Origin of the sequence: Paenibacillus sp. FSL P4-0176 (genome assembly GCF_037975265.1) — a bacterium.
GTDB classification, from domain to species: domain Bacteria; phylum Bacillota; class Bacilli; order Paenibacillales; family Paenibacillaceae; genus Paenibacillus; species Paenibacillus amylolyticus.
The window spans coordinates 232,405-249,331 of sequence record NZ_CP150242.1 but is presented as its reverse complement, the minus strand read 5'-3'; the positions used below and the strand labels follow the sequence as shown (position 1 = coordinate 249,331).

The 16,927-nt window shown below is 47.6% G+C and carries 12 protein-coding genes; all 12 read right to left on the bottom strand.

The window, feature by feature from the left end; translation table 11 throughout:
• Positions 1-11: 11 nt before the first annotated feature.
• Positions 12-956, bottom strand: coding sequence for an ABC transporter permease subunit (locus tag MKY95_RS01175; RefSeq protein WP_235193981.1), 945 nt, complete (start codon positions 954-956; stop codon positions 12-14).
• Positions 957-1,486: 530 nt separating this feature from the next.
• A complete protein-coding gene (locus tag MKY95_RS01170; RefSeq protein WP_339196431.1) occupies positions 1,487-2,899 on the bottom strand; it encodes an alpha-L-fucosidase in 1,413 nt (470 codons plus the stop codon).
• 887 nt (positions 2,900-3,786) lie between these two features.
• Entirely contained in the window at positions 3,787-4,845 is a 1,059-nt protein-coding gene (locus MKY95_RS01165) for a Gfo/Idh/MocA family oxidoreductase (RefSeq protein WP_036616328.1), read from the bottom strand.
• Positions 4,846-5,138: 293 nt separating this feature from the next.
• The gene (locus MKY95_RS01160; protein WP_036616325.1) at positions 5,139-6,005 is read right to left on the bottom strand and encodes a sugar phosphate isomerase/epimerase family protein; all 867 of its coding nucleotides are present in this window, start codon (positions 6,003-6,005) and stop codon (positions 5,139-5,141) included.
• A 105-nt stretch (positions 6,006-6,110) separates the two neighbouring features.
• Complete coding sequence (locus tag MKY95_RS01155; RefSeq protein WP_036616322.1) at positions 6,111-7,880, bottom strand: glycoside hydrolase family 35 protein; 1,770 nt, start codon at positions 7,878-7,880, stop codon at positions 6,111-6,113.
• A gap of 1 nt (position 7,881) precedes the next feature.
• Positions 7,882-9,342, bottom strand: coding sequence for an alpha-L-fucosidase (locus tag MKY95_RS01150; protein WP_036616319.1), 1,461 nt, complete (start codon positions 9,340-9,342; stop codon positions 7,882-7,884).
• A 15-nt stretch (positions 9,343-9,357) separates the two neighbouring features.
• Positions 9,358-10,137 carry a copper homeostasis protein CutC gene (locus MKY95_RS01145; protein ID WP_051447421.1) on the bottom strand — a complete coding sequence of 260 codons (780 nt, stop codon included), beginning with the start codon at positions 10,135-10,137 and terminating at the stop codon, positions 9,358-9,360.
• Between the two features lie 450 nt (positions 10,138-10,587).
• On the bottom strand, positions 10,588-10,779 hold the full coding sequence (locus tag MKY95_RS01140; protein ID WP_017691199.1) for a hypothetical protein: 192 nt from the start codon (positions 10,777-10,779) through the stop codon (positions 10,588-10,590).
• 189 nt (positions 10,780-10,968) lie between these two features.
• The gene (locus MKY95_RS01135) at positions 10,969-13,752 is read right to left on the bottom strand and encodes a glycoside hydrolase family 3 C-terminal domain-containing protein (RefSeq protein ID WP_036616315.1); all 2,784 of its coding nucleotides are present in this window, start codon (positions 13,750-13,752) and stop codon (positions 10,969-10,971) included.
• 456 nt (positions 13,753-14,208) lie between these two features.
• Entirely contained in the window at positions 14,209-15,297 is a 1,089-nt protein-coding gene (locus MKY95_RS01130) for a low temperature requirement protein A (RefSeq protein WP_036616312.1), read from the bottom strand.
• A gap of 199 nt (positions 15,298-15,496) precedes the next feature.
• On the bottom strand, positions 15,497-16,453 hold the full coding sequence (locus tag MKY95_RS01125; RefSeq protein WP_339196420.1) for a ring-cleaving dioxygenase: 957 nt from the start codon (positions 16,451-16,453) through the stop codon (positions 15,497-15,499).
• Between the two features lie 86 nt (positions 16,454-16,539).
• Complete coding sequence (locus MKY95_RS01120) at positions 16,540-16,767, bottom strand: DUF896 domain-containing protein (RefSeq protein ID WP_036616421.1); 228 nt, start codon at positions 16,765-16,767, stop codon at positions 16,540-16,542.
• Between the last annotated feature and the right edge of the window lie 160 nt (positions 16,768-16,927).

Genomic DNA, 16,927 nt, shown 5'->3' with positions numbered 1-16,927 from the left:
AAACTCCTCCTTTACCACAAGCTGTTCTGGGATACTTTGCGCGATATGCCGTTGACGATAACCAGCAGGATCAGGTTGATAATGGAGTTGAAGAACCCAACTGCCGAGGAGAAGCTGAAATTCGCTCCGATCAGACCCACCTTGTACACATACGTGGAGATAACCTCCGAAGCGCTTGTGTTGAGTGGATTCTGCATCAGGTATATTTTCTCAAAGCCCACACCCATAATGCTGCCCAGACTCAGAATCAGCATGATAACGGTGACTGGAACGAGCGATGGGAGGTCGATGTGCCATATTTTCCGAAGCCTTGATGCGCCGTCCATCTTTGCTGCTTCATAGAGAGATGGATCAACACCAGCAAGAGCTGCGATATATATAATTGATGAATATCCCATGCCCTGCCACACACCTGACCAGACATATATCGATTTGAAGTATTCCGGAATGCCCATGAAGTTCGTCATCGGGAAGCCGAGCAGTGTGAACAGCTTGTCTACCACGCCCACATGCGGGGAGAGCATCAGAATGATAATGGATACCATAACAACCGTTGAGATAAAATGCGGAGCGTAAGTGACCATCTGCACGGTCTTCTTGAAGTAACCCGTTCGAATCTCATTCAGCGCCAGCGCCAGAAGGATCGGAATGGGGAAACCGGCAATTAAGGAATAAAAGCTGATGCCTATCGTGTTTTTGATTAACAGCCAGAAGTTTGGAGATTGGAAGAAGGCTTCAAAGTGTTTGAATCCGACCCACGGGCTTCCCCAGATTCCTTTGACCACACTGAAGTCCTTGAAGGCGATTTGGACACCTACCATAGGAATGTACTTGAAGATCAACAGATACAACACCGGGGGCAGCACGAGCAGGTAGAGCTCCCAGTGTTTCTTGAGGCTTTTGATGAATGGATGCTGCCGCTTGGGCTCTACATGTTTCCTCTGATGGAGTTCCATCTTGGCGGGTATGCTTTCCGTAGCTCGACTCATTTGCGTCACTCCTTCTACACCTCAAGTGTAATAATACATTACATTTACATCCCTTAAACATCCTTTTTTCTGTTCTTAGTTCCTTGTTCAACAAATATGATGTAAACATTCATATCAGGTAGCGCTTTCTTGATTTGATAGTACATCGCTCGATAAACTTTTATCAATTTGCAATTTTCTCCGACTTCTCTTTATTCCACAAACCCTTGTGTGACAAGCGATTGCGAGCCGTTTCTATTGGGCATCGTGTCCCTTATGTATGAATAAAAAAATCCCGGAGGTGGTTATATCTCCCCCGGAATTGACATGGCATTCTTACATGCAAGTTCAAAAAGTTAACGATTCAGCACCGAGAAGGCTGCGAGAACCTGAAAGAGGAGGAGCGGAGTGTAGGCAAACCTACATGAGCACCGGACTCCGAAGGTGAACGCAAGATTCGATGTCGAGTTCGCTTCGTGGTTTACTTCGTGATCAATTGGGGACTTTTTGAACAACCTCTATGCGCTTGTGACCAATCTGAACGTATGTGTGATGGGAGCTTCATTGGTTGTAGCGGATTGGGGCAGATCCACAAGAAGTCCGTCTTCTGTCTGCTGATACGAAAGTACGTCATCGCTACCGACGAGTTCGATCCGCTCTACCTTTTCCAGATAAGGAATGATTAACTGTGGTTGTACGGTCTCATTCTCGTTTCGGTATATACGGAAGGCATACACGGTGTTGATCTCTTCTTTCTGTGTGAAAGCCCAATCTTTCGTAAAATATGGCCCGCAGATCCGGGTTCCATAGACGCCTTCCCCATGAGTACCCAACCATTCACCGAGGCCCTTGATGCCTCGAATTGCCCCTTTTGGCAGACGCCCATCGGGTTGTGGACCTACATTCAGCGCCAGGTTACCGCCCTTGGACACAACTTCGAGTAGAATATGTGCCAGCTGTCTTCCCGTTTTATACTGATCATCGAATCCGAAGGCAAAGGAGTTCCCCACGGTAATACAGCTCTCCCATGGAATGTTCATCGGATGTTCCGGTATGGTCTGCTCGGGGGTAACGATATTCTCATACGCCCCACCCACGGTGCGATCTGCGGACAGGAGCCAAGGTTGTGTGGTCTTACGCGCCCGTTCCACGACTTCTCCAAGCCTGATATCCTGACCATGGCGACCTTCGCGCACCCATCCAGCATCCAGCCACAGACATTCGATTCGCCCGTAATTCGTCAGTAGCTCCATGATCTGCTCATGTGTGAACTCCACGAATTTCTCCCACAGCCACGGATACTTATGGGGATCATACGAGGGCCCGCGCCACATATGACGTCCACGCTCCATGCCCGGTGCCCAGTAATACGGGGTATGCCAGTCCGCTTTGGAGAAATACGCTGAGATGCCCAGTCCTTTGGCCCGAAATGCATCAAATAATGCTCGACAGATGTCCGCATACTTATGGGTATGAAAAGGCGTGTCCTTGCCCGTTATCCGGTAATCCGTCGTCTTGGTATCCCACATGCAGAAACCGTCATGGTGCTTGGTGGTGAACAGGAAATATTTGAACCCGTTATCTGCCGCCATTTGTGCCCATTCCTCAGGCTGGAAACGAATCGGATTGAAGGTTTTGTTCAGATCAAAATATTCCCGCTTGAAGTCTTCCATGTCATCCGTCCAGTCGATGTCATCGCGCGACCAATCGCCATCTTCGTCGCTCAGCGCCCAAGATTCCACGAGACCAAGCTGTGAATACGGCCCCCAGTGCATCATCAACCCCAGCTTCTGATCCTTGAACCACTCCAGCCGCTCATTCAGCAGCGGATCTTCCGGTTTGATCCATTCATCCTCTTTGCTAAAATTGTGCACGCCGGCTTCGACAATCTGCTCTTCCTGCTCCAGTACGGTTTCTTTGGCTTCGCTCATCCTGTTTCATCTCCTTTGGATTTCATGTCAAACGCTGAACACATAGGTTTACACTCGGCCACTGCGCGGTCAGAATAATCTTCCGATCGCTGTTATCCCCAGATTTTTTTGATTATTTCCCTAGAGGGGAAATCCGGGGATAAAGGCGAGCGCTTCGCTTCTTCAGATTTCTTCTGCCCTCTCCGTTATCGTGTAATGTTTAATTCAACTAAGAAGGACATCGCAAATCCTGTCATTTTTAATGTGACTATTAAGGGGCTTAGTAACTCTGTTATTTCGAGTGCGGTGCCATCTTCAATTACCATGGAACCCCATATTCACTTCGTTTCTATAGGGAAATACAAGAGCAGAGAGAATGCGATTCGTTGTTTTGGATTAGTTCTGCACTCTCTGTTATAGCGTAAACGGTAAGTCTTCTATAGGGTGTGTCTTCAACTTCAGTTCAGGGAAGATATACGATGATGGATGTCAGCGCGTTTATAACGTCTTGAAATCCAAGCGGGTGATCCTGGCGAATGGGTAGAAAATTTTCTAAAGAACTCAGGGCGTCTTATTTGATCCTTAGGTCCACTTTTTAAATTGTAAGGAACATCAGACACGTTATTTCCCGAAATTAGGTGGTAAAAACGCTGTAAACTGCTGCTTATTCTGATATAGCATGTGTCAGGTTCCTTAGATTTCTGCCAGCGCTTCGAATCCTTGAATAAGACGCCTCAGATTCGTTAGCACTCGCTCCCTGCTCTACTCCAACCGCGGGCCAAGAAGTCGACTCCGAATCCCACCCCGAGCGGAGCTTTTCATCGAAAAGGAATGAAGTGCTCATAACTTTCAATGAAACGGAGTAGTAAAGTATCAACGTAGCGTAACAACGCAATACAATCCTACCTTTACAGCGTGATTTCGCGGCCCTGGCGTGCCGATTCGTAGATGGCACAGAGCATCTTCATTACCTCGACGCCGTCTTCGACGGGGCTAAGTGTTTCTTTGCGGCCCTGTGTACTATCGATAAAATGGTTGATTTCATTGCGGAACGATCCCATAAAGTCGAATGATTTGAAATCCACCTGTGGCGTCATGTTCAAAATGGTGTTGAATTTCTCGCTAATGATCGAAATTTCCGGCTCCAGCTCGGCACCGCCTTTATCGCCATATAGCTTTACCGAAGTCTCATCCGCTTTAGCATGGAGCGTGAAGCTGACATCCACGAGTAGGCTCGCACCGTTCTCGAAACGAATCAGTGCATTCGCCATGTCCTCAACGGTGTTCTGCCCCGCGTCATAGTCCGCTGCCTTGTAGAACGACAGATTGTTAATATTCGAGCGGTTTCCCAATCGATTGGACACGTTGGCGGAGACGGATTTCACCTTTGGTCTGCCCATGAGATACCAGCAAATGTCGATTACATGCACCCCGATATCGATCAGCGGACCACCACCAGAACGGTTGATATCCGAGAACCAGCCACCCGGATTGCCCAGACGACGAAGACTGGAGGCTTTGGCATAATAGATCTCGCCCAGCTCACCCTCGTCGATAAACTTCTTCAGAATTTGTGCATTGTCGCTATATCGGCGAACAAAACCGACTTGCAGCAGCTTTCCACTGCGATGAACCGCCTTCTCTACTTCGAGGGCATCCTCCACCGTTTGGCAGAGTGGTTTCTCACACAGCACGTTTTTGCCCGCGTCCAGAGCAGCAATACTAATCTCCGCATGGGAGTCGTTCCATGTACAGATGCTGACGGAATGGATCTCAGGCAGTGCGAGCAATTCTTTGTAATCGGTAAACACATGAGGTGCATTATATTGCTTCGCCACTTCTGTGGCACGTTCTGCATTCAGGTCGCAGATAGCGTATATTTCAACGTCCGGGTTACTGGCGTAGGCTTGCAAATGGCAATCGGATATGGATCCGGCACCGATAACGGCGACTTTCAATTTGGACATAGTGCTGACTCCTCCATAAATAAAATAATTGGCGTCCATTGGGTAGACGTTCCGGTTGCGAATCGTTCTTCCGATCGCTCTTATCCCCAGATTTCTTTAATCCCCTTTCTCAAAAGGGGAAATCCGGTGATAAAGGCGAGTTAATGCTTACGAAGTAGCTTTCTTGCAGAAAGCTTTTAGCTTCGTTTCTTCAGAATCGATTTCGCCCCCTCCACTACTTTTTCTGACTGAACTAACTTTCTGTTTGAGCCATACGTAACAAGTCATATTTCATTTAAAACAAGTACTCAGCTCTATGCCTCTTCCCATAGGCGGCGGACGTTATCCATGGCAATGCGTGAGGCGGTTTTGCAATCCTCCATGCCTTCAAATTCAACCGAGATATATCCGTCATACCCGGATTTTTTCAATACACGGAATACCTCAGGCATGTCGATATCGCCATGGCCCACAATGGCACCGCGCAGGTAATTGCCATGCGAGGTTTGGAACCAGCCTTCACCGGGGTTCCGGTAGGAAGGTCTCCAGTAGAAGTCTTTGGCATGCACGATCGACGCGTACGGAATGTTATTTTTCACGGCACTCACCGGGTCTTCGTCCACACAGAGGAAATTGCCGACATCCAGCGTGGTCTTAAAGTTACTCCGCGCCGTTTCGTGTAACAAACGCTGAATTCGCTCACTCGACTGCACATAGTACCCATGGTTCTCAACGCTTGTTGTGATTCCAAAATCCGCTGCATAATCGGCTATCCGCTGACAGGCTTTCACCAGTACCGTTAGGTCGATCTCGAACTGTGCTACAGTTCCCTCTGGTGCAGGGCGGAAAGCCACGTCATGACGCATCAGCTTCACGCCGAGCGCAGCAGCCACATCCACATGTCGCATCACATTCTGGATCTCTTGCTCCAACGCTTCGGCGTCCTCCTGAACAGCGAAGTTTGCGCCGATGGCGTAATTGGAAATGTCGATCCCGACCTCTTTTGCCACAGCTTTAATCTCATCAATCAACTCCGGATTATCGATCAGACTGAATCCCATCGGTACAATCTCCACATGTTCCCCGCCCTGATCGGCGATCCAACGAATGGCATCTGGTACGGTTAATTCTTTGCGATCCAATGCTTGTTGCAGACTGTAGGTGCTGAGTCCAACTTTCATTTTTCCTCATCCTCTCTTGTAGTCAATGTCCATACCCAACGTATACCTTTTTCCGGCGGACACGACAATTGCCATTAATCGTTTGACTCTACTATTTTCCTTTTTCTAGCCCAAATCCGGTGTATCCACAAACGTTACTGCCAGATCATCCGTCTGATGAAGCTCGAATACGATGATTTCATTCTCACCTTCACGAAGAAGCGGGGCTGGTACATATAACGTTTTTTGCGGTCCTTTATTCCAGTAGCGCCCCAGATTGAATCCGTTTACAAATACAACCCCCTTGGTCCAGCTATCCAGTCGCAGAAAAGTATCTCTTACATCCGTGATATTAAACTCTCCTCGATAAAATGCTGGTCCCTGTACTTCATTAATTGTTTCGCTAATCACATCACTAAATTGTAAACCCGACAGATCAGTTAATGGCAGACAATGAATCGTCCAATCATATAAAAATTGAAAGCCATGTCGCACACCTTCGGTGATGCCCTTCGGATCTCTCAGGTACGGACCATAGTTGATTCGCCCCATATTTTCAACAAGGATCAATAGATCTGCGCCCTCAGGCGGCACTGCAAAGGAAACCGATAATGCCGTATTCCCCCGTTCCAGCACGCCCTGAAATTGCCCATCAACAAACACAAGCGCACGGTCACGAACCTCCTGAACCACCAGTTCCTGTCGCTCCCTTGGCCCGGATATTCGGGTTTGATAACAAATAAAGCCATAATCCTGACCCAGCTTCTCCATCGGTTCCGGATTCGTGCGTTGTACCGGGACTGATATCCGGTCCATCTGCGCCAGTAATGACGCCTGTTGGGTCAACTCCACCCGCCCATAAGCGATGGTCCCCTTTGATTCTGGCAGCACAAGCTCACCCAGATCTTCGCCGCTATATTGAGCAATAAGGTCCCTCACCGCATGGAACTTCGCTGTCGGCTCCCCGGATTCACTGAGCAGTGAATCATAGTCGTAACTTGTAATTGTGGGTTCGTATTGATCCTTCTGCTGACAGTTCGCCCCGTTATAAAATCCAAAGTTCGTTCCACCGTGGAACATGTAAAAGTTAACCGAGGCTCCTGCTCGAAGCATCTCCTCAAACACACCAGCCACATCTGTGGCTTCTCGGGTGTGATGTGACTCACCCCAGTGATCGAACCAGCCGTTCCAATACTCCATGCACATCAAAGGTTCATCCGCCTGATATTCACGCAACTTGGCGAACGCTCCTTCCGTTCCTGATCCAAAATTAACTGTAGCCAGATGCCCCGGGACTGATCCCGCTTGCAGCATGTGGTCTGTCGGTCCGTCCGAGGTAAATAACAACACATCCATACCGCGCTCTACCATGCCATCACGTAAATAATGCAGGTAACTCGCGTCGTTCCCGAAGCTGCCGTACTCATTTTCAATCTGCATTGCAATGATCGGCCCGCCATGGGTGCTCAGAAGAGGTTTCAATTTGGGCAAAAGCACATCATAATAACGATCCACATTCTCCAGAAATTTTGCATCACTACACCGCAGACGAATTTCATCATCGGCAAGCAGCCAGGCAGGTAATCCGCCAAACTCCCACTCGGCACATATATAAGGACTCGGGCGAACAATCACATGCAGACCCACATCTCCCGCAATGCGAATAAAACGTTCCAAATCAGCCATGCCTTCAAACCAATACTGCCCCGGCTGCGGCTCATGAACATTCCACGGCACATACGCTTCCACCGTATTGAAACCGCAGGCTTTCAACTTGAGTAACCGATCCTCCCAATAGTCGGGGACCACTCTGAAATAATGGATTGCACCCGACAAAATCCGAATAGGCTCGCCATCATACATGAAATGTGAACCTTTATACGTCAGCACCGCCATGTTACAGCCCTCCCCGTTCACTTAGATATATGCCCAACCCAGACAACGTAGGGTACCATCTGGATTCATGAATGGTTAATCGCATCCTTCTCGATGTGACCTGTGGGAAACAGCAAATTCGCTTATACCCCACCACCGTCCCCGTGTAGAACGTTTCCCAACCACCATCTGCCGTCTGTAACTCCAGTGTAAAACGCTCAATCCGTTGACCTGTCTGGATATGTTCCATCAGCACCAACCGATCAAACGATCGTTCCTCCCGCAAATCCAGCTCAATCCAAGCCTGCTCTGTTCCTTCGTGAGGACACCAATACGTATCCCGGCGTTCCGTCAGCACTTCCGATACGGCATGTTGTTCATCCATCGTCTCCGATGCTTTTACCAGCGCCTGCAAGGCGAAATTTTCCTGAAAAATGGTACGCAGCGAATCTCCCAATTCCTGTAGTCGCTCCACATCCGTTTCGTGAATGAGACCACGCGTATCCGGTGGCAGATTGAGTAAAAAGGTGGCGTTGCCTCCCACTGCGCCGTAATAAACGGCGAGCAGTTCTTCCAGTGTTTTGACCTGATCATCTTCACTGGCATGATAGAACCATCCTGGGCGAATCGAGGTATTCACCTCGGCAGGGTACCAGATCAGTTGCCCACCTTGGGAACGAATGACCTCTCGGCTTCCCAAATCACTGTCCTGCGTATTGATCCTTGTGGCAAACTCACCATCATCCACCTGTTGTGATTGCTCCTGAATCTTCTCATTATCCTGCATATGCGCTGGCACAACGCTCCATTCCGATTCCCGTGTATGCCCCGCCTCATTGCCGCACCAGCGAACATCCGGGCCACATACTGAGATGACAGCCTCAGGCTGAAGTTCACGAATAAGCGCATAATAGGCGTCCCAGTCATAGACCTGCCTTTTGCCATTCGGACCCTCACCGCATGCACCATCGAACCATACACAGAAGATATCGCCATAATTCGTAAGCAGCTCGCGCAACTGTTGGAGGAAAAACTCGTTATACCTCTCGGAATCTCCATAAGTGGCTTCATGCCGATCCCAAGGAGACAGGTACACGCCAAACTTTAATCCACCCTCACGGCAGGCATCGACGACTTCCTGAACCAAATCCCCCGTACCATTCCTCCACGGACTAGCCGCGACCGTATGCGCTGTAAACTGACTGGGCCACAAACAAAATCCATCATGATGCTTACATGTCAGAATCAGCCCCTTCATCCCCGCAGCCTTGCATGCCTGCACCCATTGCGTTGCGTTCAGTTCAGAAGGATTGAAAATCGCCGGGTCTTCCTCCCCAGTGCCCCATTCCTGATCCGTAAATGTATTTACCGTAAAATGAATAAACGCGTAGAACTCCATCTCCTGCCATCTCAGCTGGCGTTCGGATGGGCTGACCTGTGCTGCGGACTTAATCCATTCGGCTGGTTGCAGTTCATAATTCATGGCGTATCACTCCTTTTATTTAGCGCATCCCCATATCATTGGACCACCCTTGCTTGGACCACTACTCAGTGCACTACTGTCCATGAATGGCTGTGATGCAAGCAATAACTGTTGCTTGGCTTCTTCAACCAAATGTGGATCAATGGGATAATTAAAGTTGCCTTTGTACCTCACGCCTGATCCCATATGGATTTCCGTGATACCCGTCTGCCTCACTAGCGTTTGAATTCCCTCTATGGTGACCCCCGACCCTGCCATGACAGCGATGTTCAAGGTTTGCCCCAATTGCTGAAGCTGTTTCAGTTCCAGTATGGCTTCAGGCGCTGTCTGTTTCCCTCCCGATGTAAGTACACGCTCTACGTTGCCCAATGTGTTAATGGCCTTGAGCGCCTCAGTCAAGCTTGTGCTCACATCAATTGCACGATGAAACGTAACGCCCAAACCCTGAGCTTCGGCCATACATAATTGCATGGGTAAAAGGTCCACTTCACCATCTCCGGTGAGGGCACCGATTACGATGCCAGCGGCTCCAAGTTCCCTCGCCACGCGTACATCCCGGGTCATGGCGTGGATGTCATCTGCGCTATAGCGGAACGAGCGGCTATGGGGACGGATCATGACATACACCGGAATGGATACCTGGGATACCACATGCTCCATGACGCCATAACTGGGGGTAAGTCCTCCTTCAGACATCGCAGACACCAGCTCAATCCGATCAGCCCCTCCCTCCTCAGCTGCCTTGGCATCTTCCACATCCACAGCAATGACTTCCAATACAGGCTGTCTCTTCATAAGGATCGCTCCCTTCACTTCATCGTTGAATATTCTAGAACCGTTAACCCGTATCGATACACATCTCTCGAACTGCACACAGCCTGATCCATGACATAAAGGACCGACTGAACGCTTCATCAGCGCTCCTGCGGTCCTTCTTCATCATTATTTGACGACGGTCAGCTTCCAGATTGCAATCTGCAAAGGCTGGCCGTCCTGAACGATATATGGTTTGTCGGTAATGATCTTCATGATTGGATTCTCCTTTGGGGACCGGAATGGGCTAGCAAATAGAGAGTGCAATGGACATCATATACTTTGTTTAATGATTTTGTTATTTTTGTTATTTATAATGTTATTATCAATTAGCAATAGTCTAAAACGTTAGGATCAGAACGTCAATACAAAAAAAGACACCCAGAGGGTGTCTTCGTGTCTTGGATAACCTTCTGGTTATCCGAGCTTTTTCTATTTTCTACGCCGAGCCTTCGTCATTCGATTAAACATAATCAGTGCAGCAATAATCATGGCTATCATGGCAATATTACTCGCCACTTCTTGTGATAATCCGAAAAGAACTCCCAGGTTAGTCACCAGGCCTCTCACAATCAGCGCCACCACAACCAGCAGGATTGGACTTAAAAAATTATAATTTCTCATTCCTCGCAACACCCCTGACCCCATTGTTCAGAACTACGAATCTCATAACACTATCATAACAGTAGCTATTCTGTGTTACAACAAAGGACACCCGCGTACAGTGTCCTTTGTCATATACCAACGTATTCTGCTTTGGATGACAGAACAACCTTTCGATTGCTCTTATCACCTGATATTTCCGATTATCTTCTACACCTGTTTGAATTCGATCCAGTCAATCTGGAGACCTGGTTTGGTGAAGTCCAGTTTCAATTCATACAGTCCTGCTTCAAGATCTACTTTGACAAGTTTCTGTCTGATCCATTTGCCTTCTGTACCATTCGTTTGGATGGTGGTCACCAACTGATCATTCAGGAGCAGGTTACATGCACTTTGAGCCAGTTCCGGCTCAGGGGACATGATCTGTACGATAATCCGGTAATGGCCTGCCTTGTCCACTTTCATGTAGACCGGTTCAGCTACCGCAGGTTTCACCTGTGCGTTCTCAACCAGATCCTGAGCTTGTGCAGCAGATAGGGATGCATTCGCTTGGAACGAAGCGACGTTCTCCACTATCTCGTGTTTTCTGCCGGACACCGGTGCATTCATGATGAATTTGCAGATATTAATCGCCGAGCGTTGCAGTTCTCCGCGCGTAAGTGTTCCATTTTCCAAGGATTCAATCGTGTTGTCGTCCCAGCCGTTAATCTCTGCGCCGTAGTTCGGTACAACCATGTAGAGATCATTCTGCGCACGGATCATCCAGTTGGTGTATTTGCGATCAGCTTCTCCACCTTCGGTCACATCGTTCATAATCGCCCACCAGTCGGTCATGACGATTCCCTCGAAATTCCATTCGCCACGCAAAATCGTGGTGTTCAGGTCGTAGTTGGATGCCGCCCAGTGTCCGTTAACCGGGTTGTAGGAGGTCATGATGGAGTTTGCTCCGCCTTCTTTTACAGCGATTTCGAACCCTTTCAGGTAAATTTCACGCAGTGCACGTTCGGAGACAACAGCATCTACTTTACTGCGGTGTTTCTCCTGATTGTTGCAGGCAAAGTGTTTCAGTGTGGCATTGGAACCACCCTTCATGATACCTTTCGTACATGCTGCGGCAAATACACCCGAGATCAGCGGATCTTCGGAGAAGTACTCAAAGTTCCGGCCATTGAGCGGGCTCCGGCGGATATTGAGTCCAGGTCCGAGCAGGGTATCCACCTGATTTCTCAGCAATTCCTGTCCTTCCATCACATACAACTCTTCAACAAGATCCTTGTTCCATGTGGCCGCAAGCAACGTACCAATGGATACCTGTGTTGCCTTCTCGCCACTATCCATACGAATACCGGACGGGCCATCTGCCGTACATGCTACCGGAATACCGTAGTTAAACAGGCTGTCGCTGACACCACCAAATGCAGATGCTGTTCCCGAAGTAACGAGCGGACTGCTCATGCCTTCGCCACGGACAATTGCCGCTAGATCCTGATCACTCAGTTGAGCGATGAAGGTTTCCAGACTCACTTTGCCAGCCTTAACGTCACTCAGCTTGTGGCCCTGGTTACCTGTCTGCTCCAGCGTTTGCGGGAGATTCTGCTCAATCCGGTTTGCCATGGATATCTTACGTTTCGGTACTTCTGCATAAGTCAGTTCATAAGATCCATCTTCCTTGCGTGAACCTGGTTTCATCCGTGTAAAATCTTCAGTTGGGGCCATCGCTTCTTGCAGTTGCTCCACCAATTGAAGAGATTCAATACTATAGCCATCCTGGCCATCAATGCTGATATGCTGCACTTGTTTCACACTGGTTCCTACATGCAGTCGGTATGTGCCTTCTTCCAATACGTACGCGGAAGCAAGACCTGTAACGCCTGCATCATCGTAAGATGCCATGGCATGGATCGGGAAGCTGATCGTCAGAAGTTCTGACTCGCCCGGCTGCAACAATCCTGTTTTGCCAAAAGCCACCAAAGCCTTCACCGGTTGTCCCAGTTTGCCTTGTGGTGCTTCATAATAAACTTGCACAACCTCTTTGCCCGCATATGTTGTACCTGAGTTGGTCACATTTACACGAACTTCAATGTAGGTTTCGCCGTCTTTGGACACTGATTTTGCTTCTTCGTGTTGGGCCAAAAACGTCGTATAAGACAGGCCGTAACCGAATTCAAACTGAACGCGCTCAGGTCGAAACGTTTCGAAATAACGATAACCTACATAGATATCTTCCTGATACAGGTTCTTGAACTCATTGCCGTAGTTGCTTGTCGAAGGGTAATCTTCGATGGAATATGCAATCGTATCTGTCAGTTTACCGCTTGGTGTAACGTCCCCCGCCAGCACATCGGCAATCGCATTACCACCCTCCATACCGCCATGCCAGGAGTAAATTACGCCTTGGATCGGATGTAGATACGTTTCGTTTAACCAGCTCATGTCGATGATATTTGAGACATTCAACACAACGATTGTGTGTTCAAACTGCGACGTAACTTGCTTCAACATCGCTTTCTCATCTTCTGTCAGTTGGTAACTTCCTGGCGCATCCGCATTATCCTGGTCTTCTCCTGCTGTACGTCCAATAACGATAATGGCTTTGCTAGACTTGCTTCTGGCCTGTGCAACCAGTTCATCCGTCAAAGGCATTTCTTTCTGATTCCATGGCTCAGCCGCCCATACTTTTCCGCCATCATCAAATGGATTTTCCTCAATCCACTTCTCATAGACAGCTGCCAGCTCTTCATTAACAGTAATATTCTTTTTGCTGCGAAGTCCATCTAACAGATTCGTTGTATAAGCTACATGAACACTACCGCCTGAACCCGTGCCGCTCCGATAATAATTGACTTGAATGCGACCAAAAACTGAAACGTTTTCGTTTTCACGAAGTGGAAGCACTTGGCCTTCATTTCTGAGTAAAACGGCTCCTTCAGCGGCAACCGTACGACTAAACTCTGCAAACCCTTCCAATGGAACTCCGATTTGATGTGTGCTCAATGATTTCCCTCCTGATTGTCATCCCCATATCTACGAATCGCTATATATAAAATGAACTATATAAATTGAACTAAAGAATATTTACACTGGACACTCCGATGACAGAATAACCTTCCGATCGCTGTTATCCCCAGATTTTATGAATCCCCCTTATATGGGGAAAATCCGGGGATAAAGGCGAACGCTTTCGCTTCTTCAGGTTTTTTCTGTCCTCTCCGTTTCGTGTAAATGTTTAGTTCAATTTATATAACAAAACGTACACTCATTTTATAAAAAGATATTCTATGATCTGGTAGATTCACTTGTACCTAGTCTCATATTAACAGATTCTATAGAAGAAATTAAATTAGATTTGTGCTTTATTTATATTATTAAAAAATGTCCAGGATTAGCGGCATAATAAAAAGCCACGGACACCTGTTGTCCGTGGCTTTTCTTCATTTTATAGTACTCATATTAAGTCGTAAGTTTCGCATACACCAGGAAGAATAACATGTCTTCGCCCATGATGACATAACTCGGAACCTGGTAGACCAGATCAACAAGGACAAATGCCACCAGTAATCCCACCATGACTGCCAGATGACGTGGCCGGAGTCGTAGATGTGCGTGTCTGTAACGATGGAACACAAGTGATGTCGACAAGAAATACAGTAACGCTGATCCAAATACAAACCCCAGCATGAACACATAGTTTAACTGATTCTGATATAACAGCTGAATTGAGGCAGCGATCATACTCATAGAGATGTAGATGAACAGATGGCCGTATATGATCGCTTGCCCGGCAGTCTGAATCTCTTTGCTGACTTTTTTCTCCACGTTGTCGAAGTATTGCCACCATATCGCAATGACAAAGATGGACGTAAAGGCGGCAAACAGAATGGATTTCATATCCCAGTGATCGGCTTGCAGCACCGCGATAATGCTTACCACCGATTCACCCAACAGGATGAGTGTAAAGAGCGCGAAACGTTCCAACAAGTGATGGGTCTGAACCGGTACCTTCACCAGATTTTTGCGTCCGATCAGCGGAAGCACAATGTCCACAGCAATCCCCGCATACAAAATCACGTAGCGTAACCAGGAATCGAAGAACAATGAACCTGATGAGATCAATATGCCAATAAGGAAACAGATACCCAAATAACGGGCCGCTCGCTGCTGATGCTCGCCTTTTGACTTGTGAGCCGTCAGATACTGAATCGCCGTAAATGCCCGCGAGCCGATATATCCTATGAAGAAGGACAAGTAGTATTGGTCAAAATGGGTAGAAAGACTCGCCGTCATGACCATAACGGACAGAAGCTGAAGGATGAGGAATATTCGATGGATCAGGATGTCTTGACCATAACGGTTAATAAACAAGGTCTGACCGACCCATGCCCACCAAACAGGGATAAAAATAAGCACAAACTTCATTAAATATTCAAACGAAATTACTCCGTGTTCGGCATGTAACAAGACATGACCCGCTTTGGAGACCGCTGCTACAAAGAGCAGATCGTAAAACAGCTCCAGCCAGGTAACCTTTTTCTCCATCATCCTTCGTTGCTCCTTTAGGTTTTTCATTTACACCTACACTTCGATGACGAATAACCCTCCAATCGCTGTTATCCCCAGATTTTTCAATTCCCTTTTCCTAAGGGAAAATCCGGGGATAGCGTATACTTCCGATGTAGCTTTCTTTCAGAAAGCTTTTAGGCGAACGCTTCGCTTTTTCAGGTTTTTTCTAGAACTCTTATTAGTTCGCAGCTGTAGCAGGTACGAGCGTTCTTACCACAATCGGTTGCAGATTGTCCTCAATTTGAGGGCGGTATTTCTCAAACCATTCAGGCAGCATCAATTTTTGTCCAAGCAAATCAGCAGGTTCATCTTTGGCAAAACCCGGAGGATCTGTAGCAATTTCAAACAGAATGCCGCCAGCTTCTCTGAAGTAGATTGCGTTAAAGTACTGACGATCTTGCACTGGAGTCGGTTGGTACCCGTAATCACGTACAGCTTCGCTCCACTGTGCATGCTCCTCATCGTCTGTAGCGCGCCATGCAATATGGTGCACGGTTCCTGCGCCGCCCATACCCAGAGCCATACGGGTCACTGGAACATCTACGACATTACCGATATCCCCGCTGGACCGGAAACGGGCATACTCTTCATTTTCACTCACTCTGACAAATCCCAAAATTTTCTCAAGAGCATCCATCGTTCTTTGCGGGTTAACACTGAACAGGACAGCACCACCGAAGCCTTTGATTGCTTTATCTGTTGGAATGCCCTCGTGCGCCCAAGTGCTGGTTGCTCCCTCTTCCCGTTCAACAAGCTCAAGCCGCAGGCCTTCGCCATCTTCGAATTGAAGCAGGTCTTCATTGAAGCGACTTGTTTTGGTTACCTCAATGTTATACTGTTCCAGCCGATTCTGCCAGAAGCCAATCGACCCAGGAGGAATGACATAGGAAGTGATGCCGACCTGACCTCCGCCAATTTTGCCCCGTGGTGATCCAGCGGATGGGAAGAAGGTAATGATGGTACCTGGGCTTCCGTGCTCATCGCCAAAATACAGATGATATACATCAGGTGCATCGAAGTTGATTGTTTTTTTCACCAGACGAAGTCCCAGAACTCCGGCATAAAAATCAACGTTGGCCTGTGGATCTCCTGCGAAAGCTGTAATATGGTGAATACCTGCTGTTTGAATAGTCATGATTATTTCCTCCTTGGTTTGGTAAGTGATTTATAGTAAGTTTGTATTATCTTTAAATTAAGATATATGATCTAGCGAATTGTATTCTAGTCGTTATTTTGATTGGCCTGTTCTTGTTTCAATTTATCAGGAGTCACGTCATCGCCGTTTGGATCATAGATGGTTGCATTCAGCAGAATGTCGTTGACCGAACCGCGAAAAGTTTGCAGATATTCCTGGCGAAGACGAACCTGTTCCTCTTTCTCCATCTCCGTCAATCCGCCCTCTTTGGCTTTTCTTGAAAGTTCATTTATTCTGGTCAATGTTGGGATCATCATCTTGATCTCTCCTTGTGTAATGGATTAAAGATATTTGTTTTGATTGCTATTTATGTTTAAATTAAATATCTTAAGTTAAAGATAAATGATTTGTGATCGGTTGTCAACTCTTTTATAAAAATTAAAATACTGCACCCGTTCCTCTGCTCTACTCCAT

Coding starts and splice junctions, on each gene's coding strand:
- MKY95_RS01165 (WP_036616328.1), bottom strand. CDS start 4,845: ATGTCCAAATTGAAAGTCGCCGTTATCGGTGCCGGATCCATATCCGAT.
- MKY95_RS01175 (WP_235193981.1), bottom strand. CDS start 956: ATGGAACTCCATCAGAGGAAACATGTAGAGCCCAAGCGGCAGCATCCA.
- MKY95_RS01155 (WP_036616322.1), bottom strand. CDS start 7,880: ATGGCGGTGCTGACGTATAAAGGTTCACATTTCATGTATGATGGCGAG.
- MKY95_RS01125 (WP_339196420.1), bottom strand. CDS start 16,453: ATGACTATTCAAACAGCAGGTATTCACCATATTACAGCTTTCGCAGGA.
- MKY95_RS01140 (WP_017691199.1), bottom strand. CDS start 10,779: ATGAGAAATTATAATTTTTTAAGTCCAATCCTGCTGGTTGTGGTGGCG.
- MKY95_RS01160 (WP_036616325.1), bottom strand. CDS start 6,005: ATGAAAGTTGGACTCAGCACCTACAGTCTGCAACAAGCATTGGATCGC.
- MKY95_RS01120 (WP_036616421.1), bottom strand. CDS start 16,767: ATGATCCCAACATTGACCAGAATAAATGAACTTTCAAGAAAAGCCAAA.
- MKY95_RS01170 (WP_339196431.1), bottom strand. CDS start 2,899: ATGAGCGAAGCCAAAGAAACCGTACTGGAGCAGGAAGAGCAGATTGTC.
- MKY95_RS01145 (WP_051447421.1), bottom strand. CDS start 10,137: ATGAAGAGACAGCCTGTATTGGAAGTCATTGCTGTGGATGTGGAAGAT.
- MKY95_RS01130 (WP_036616312.1), bottom strand. CDS start 15,297: ATGATGGAGAAAAAGGTTACCTGGCTGGAGCTGTTTTACGATCTGCTC.
- MKY95_RS01150 (WP_036616319.1), bottom strand. CDS start 9,342: ATGAATTATGAACTGCAACCAGCCGAATGGATTAAGTCCGCAGCACAG.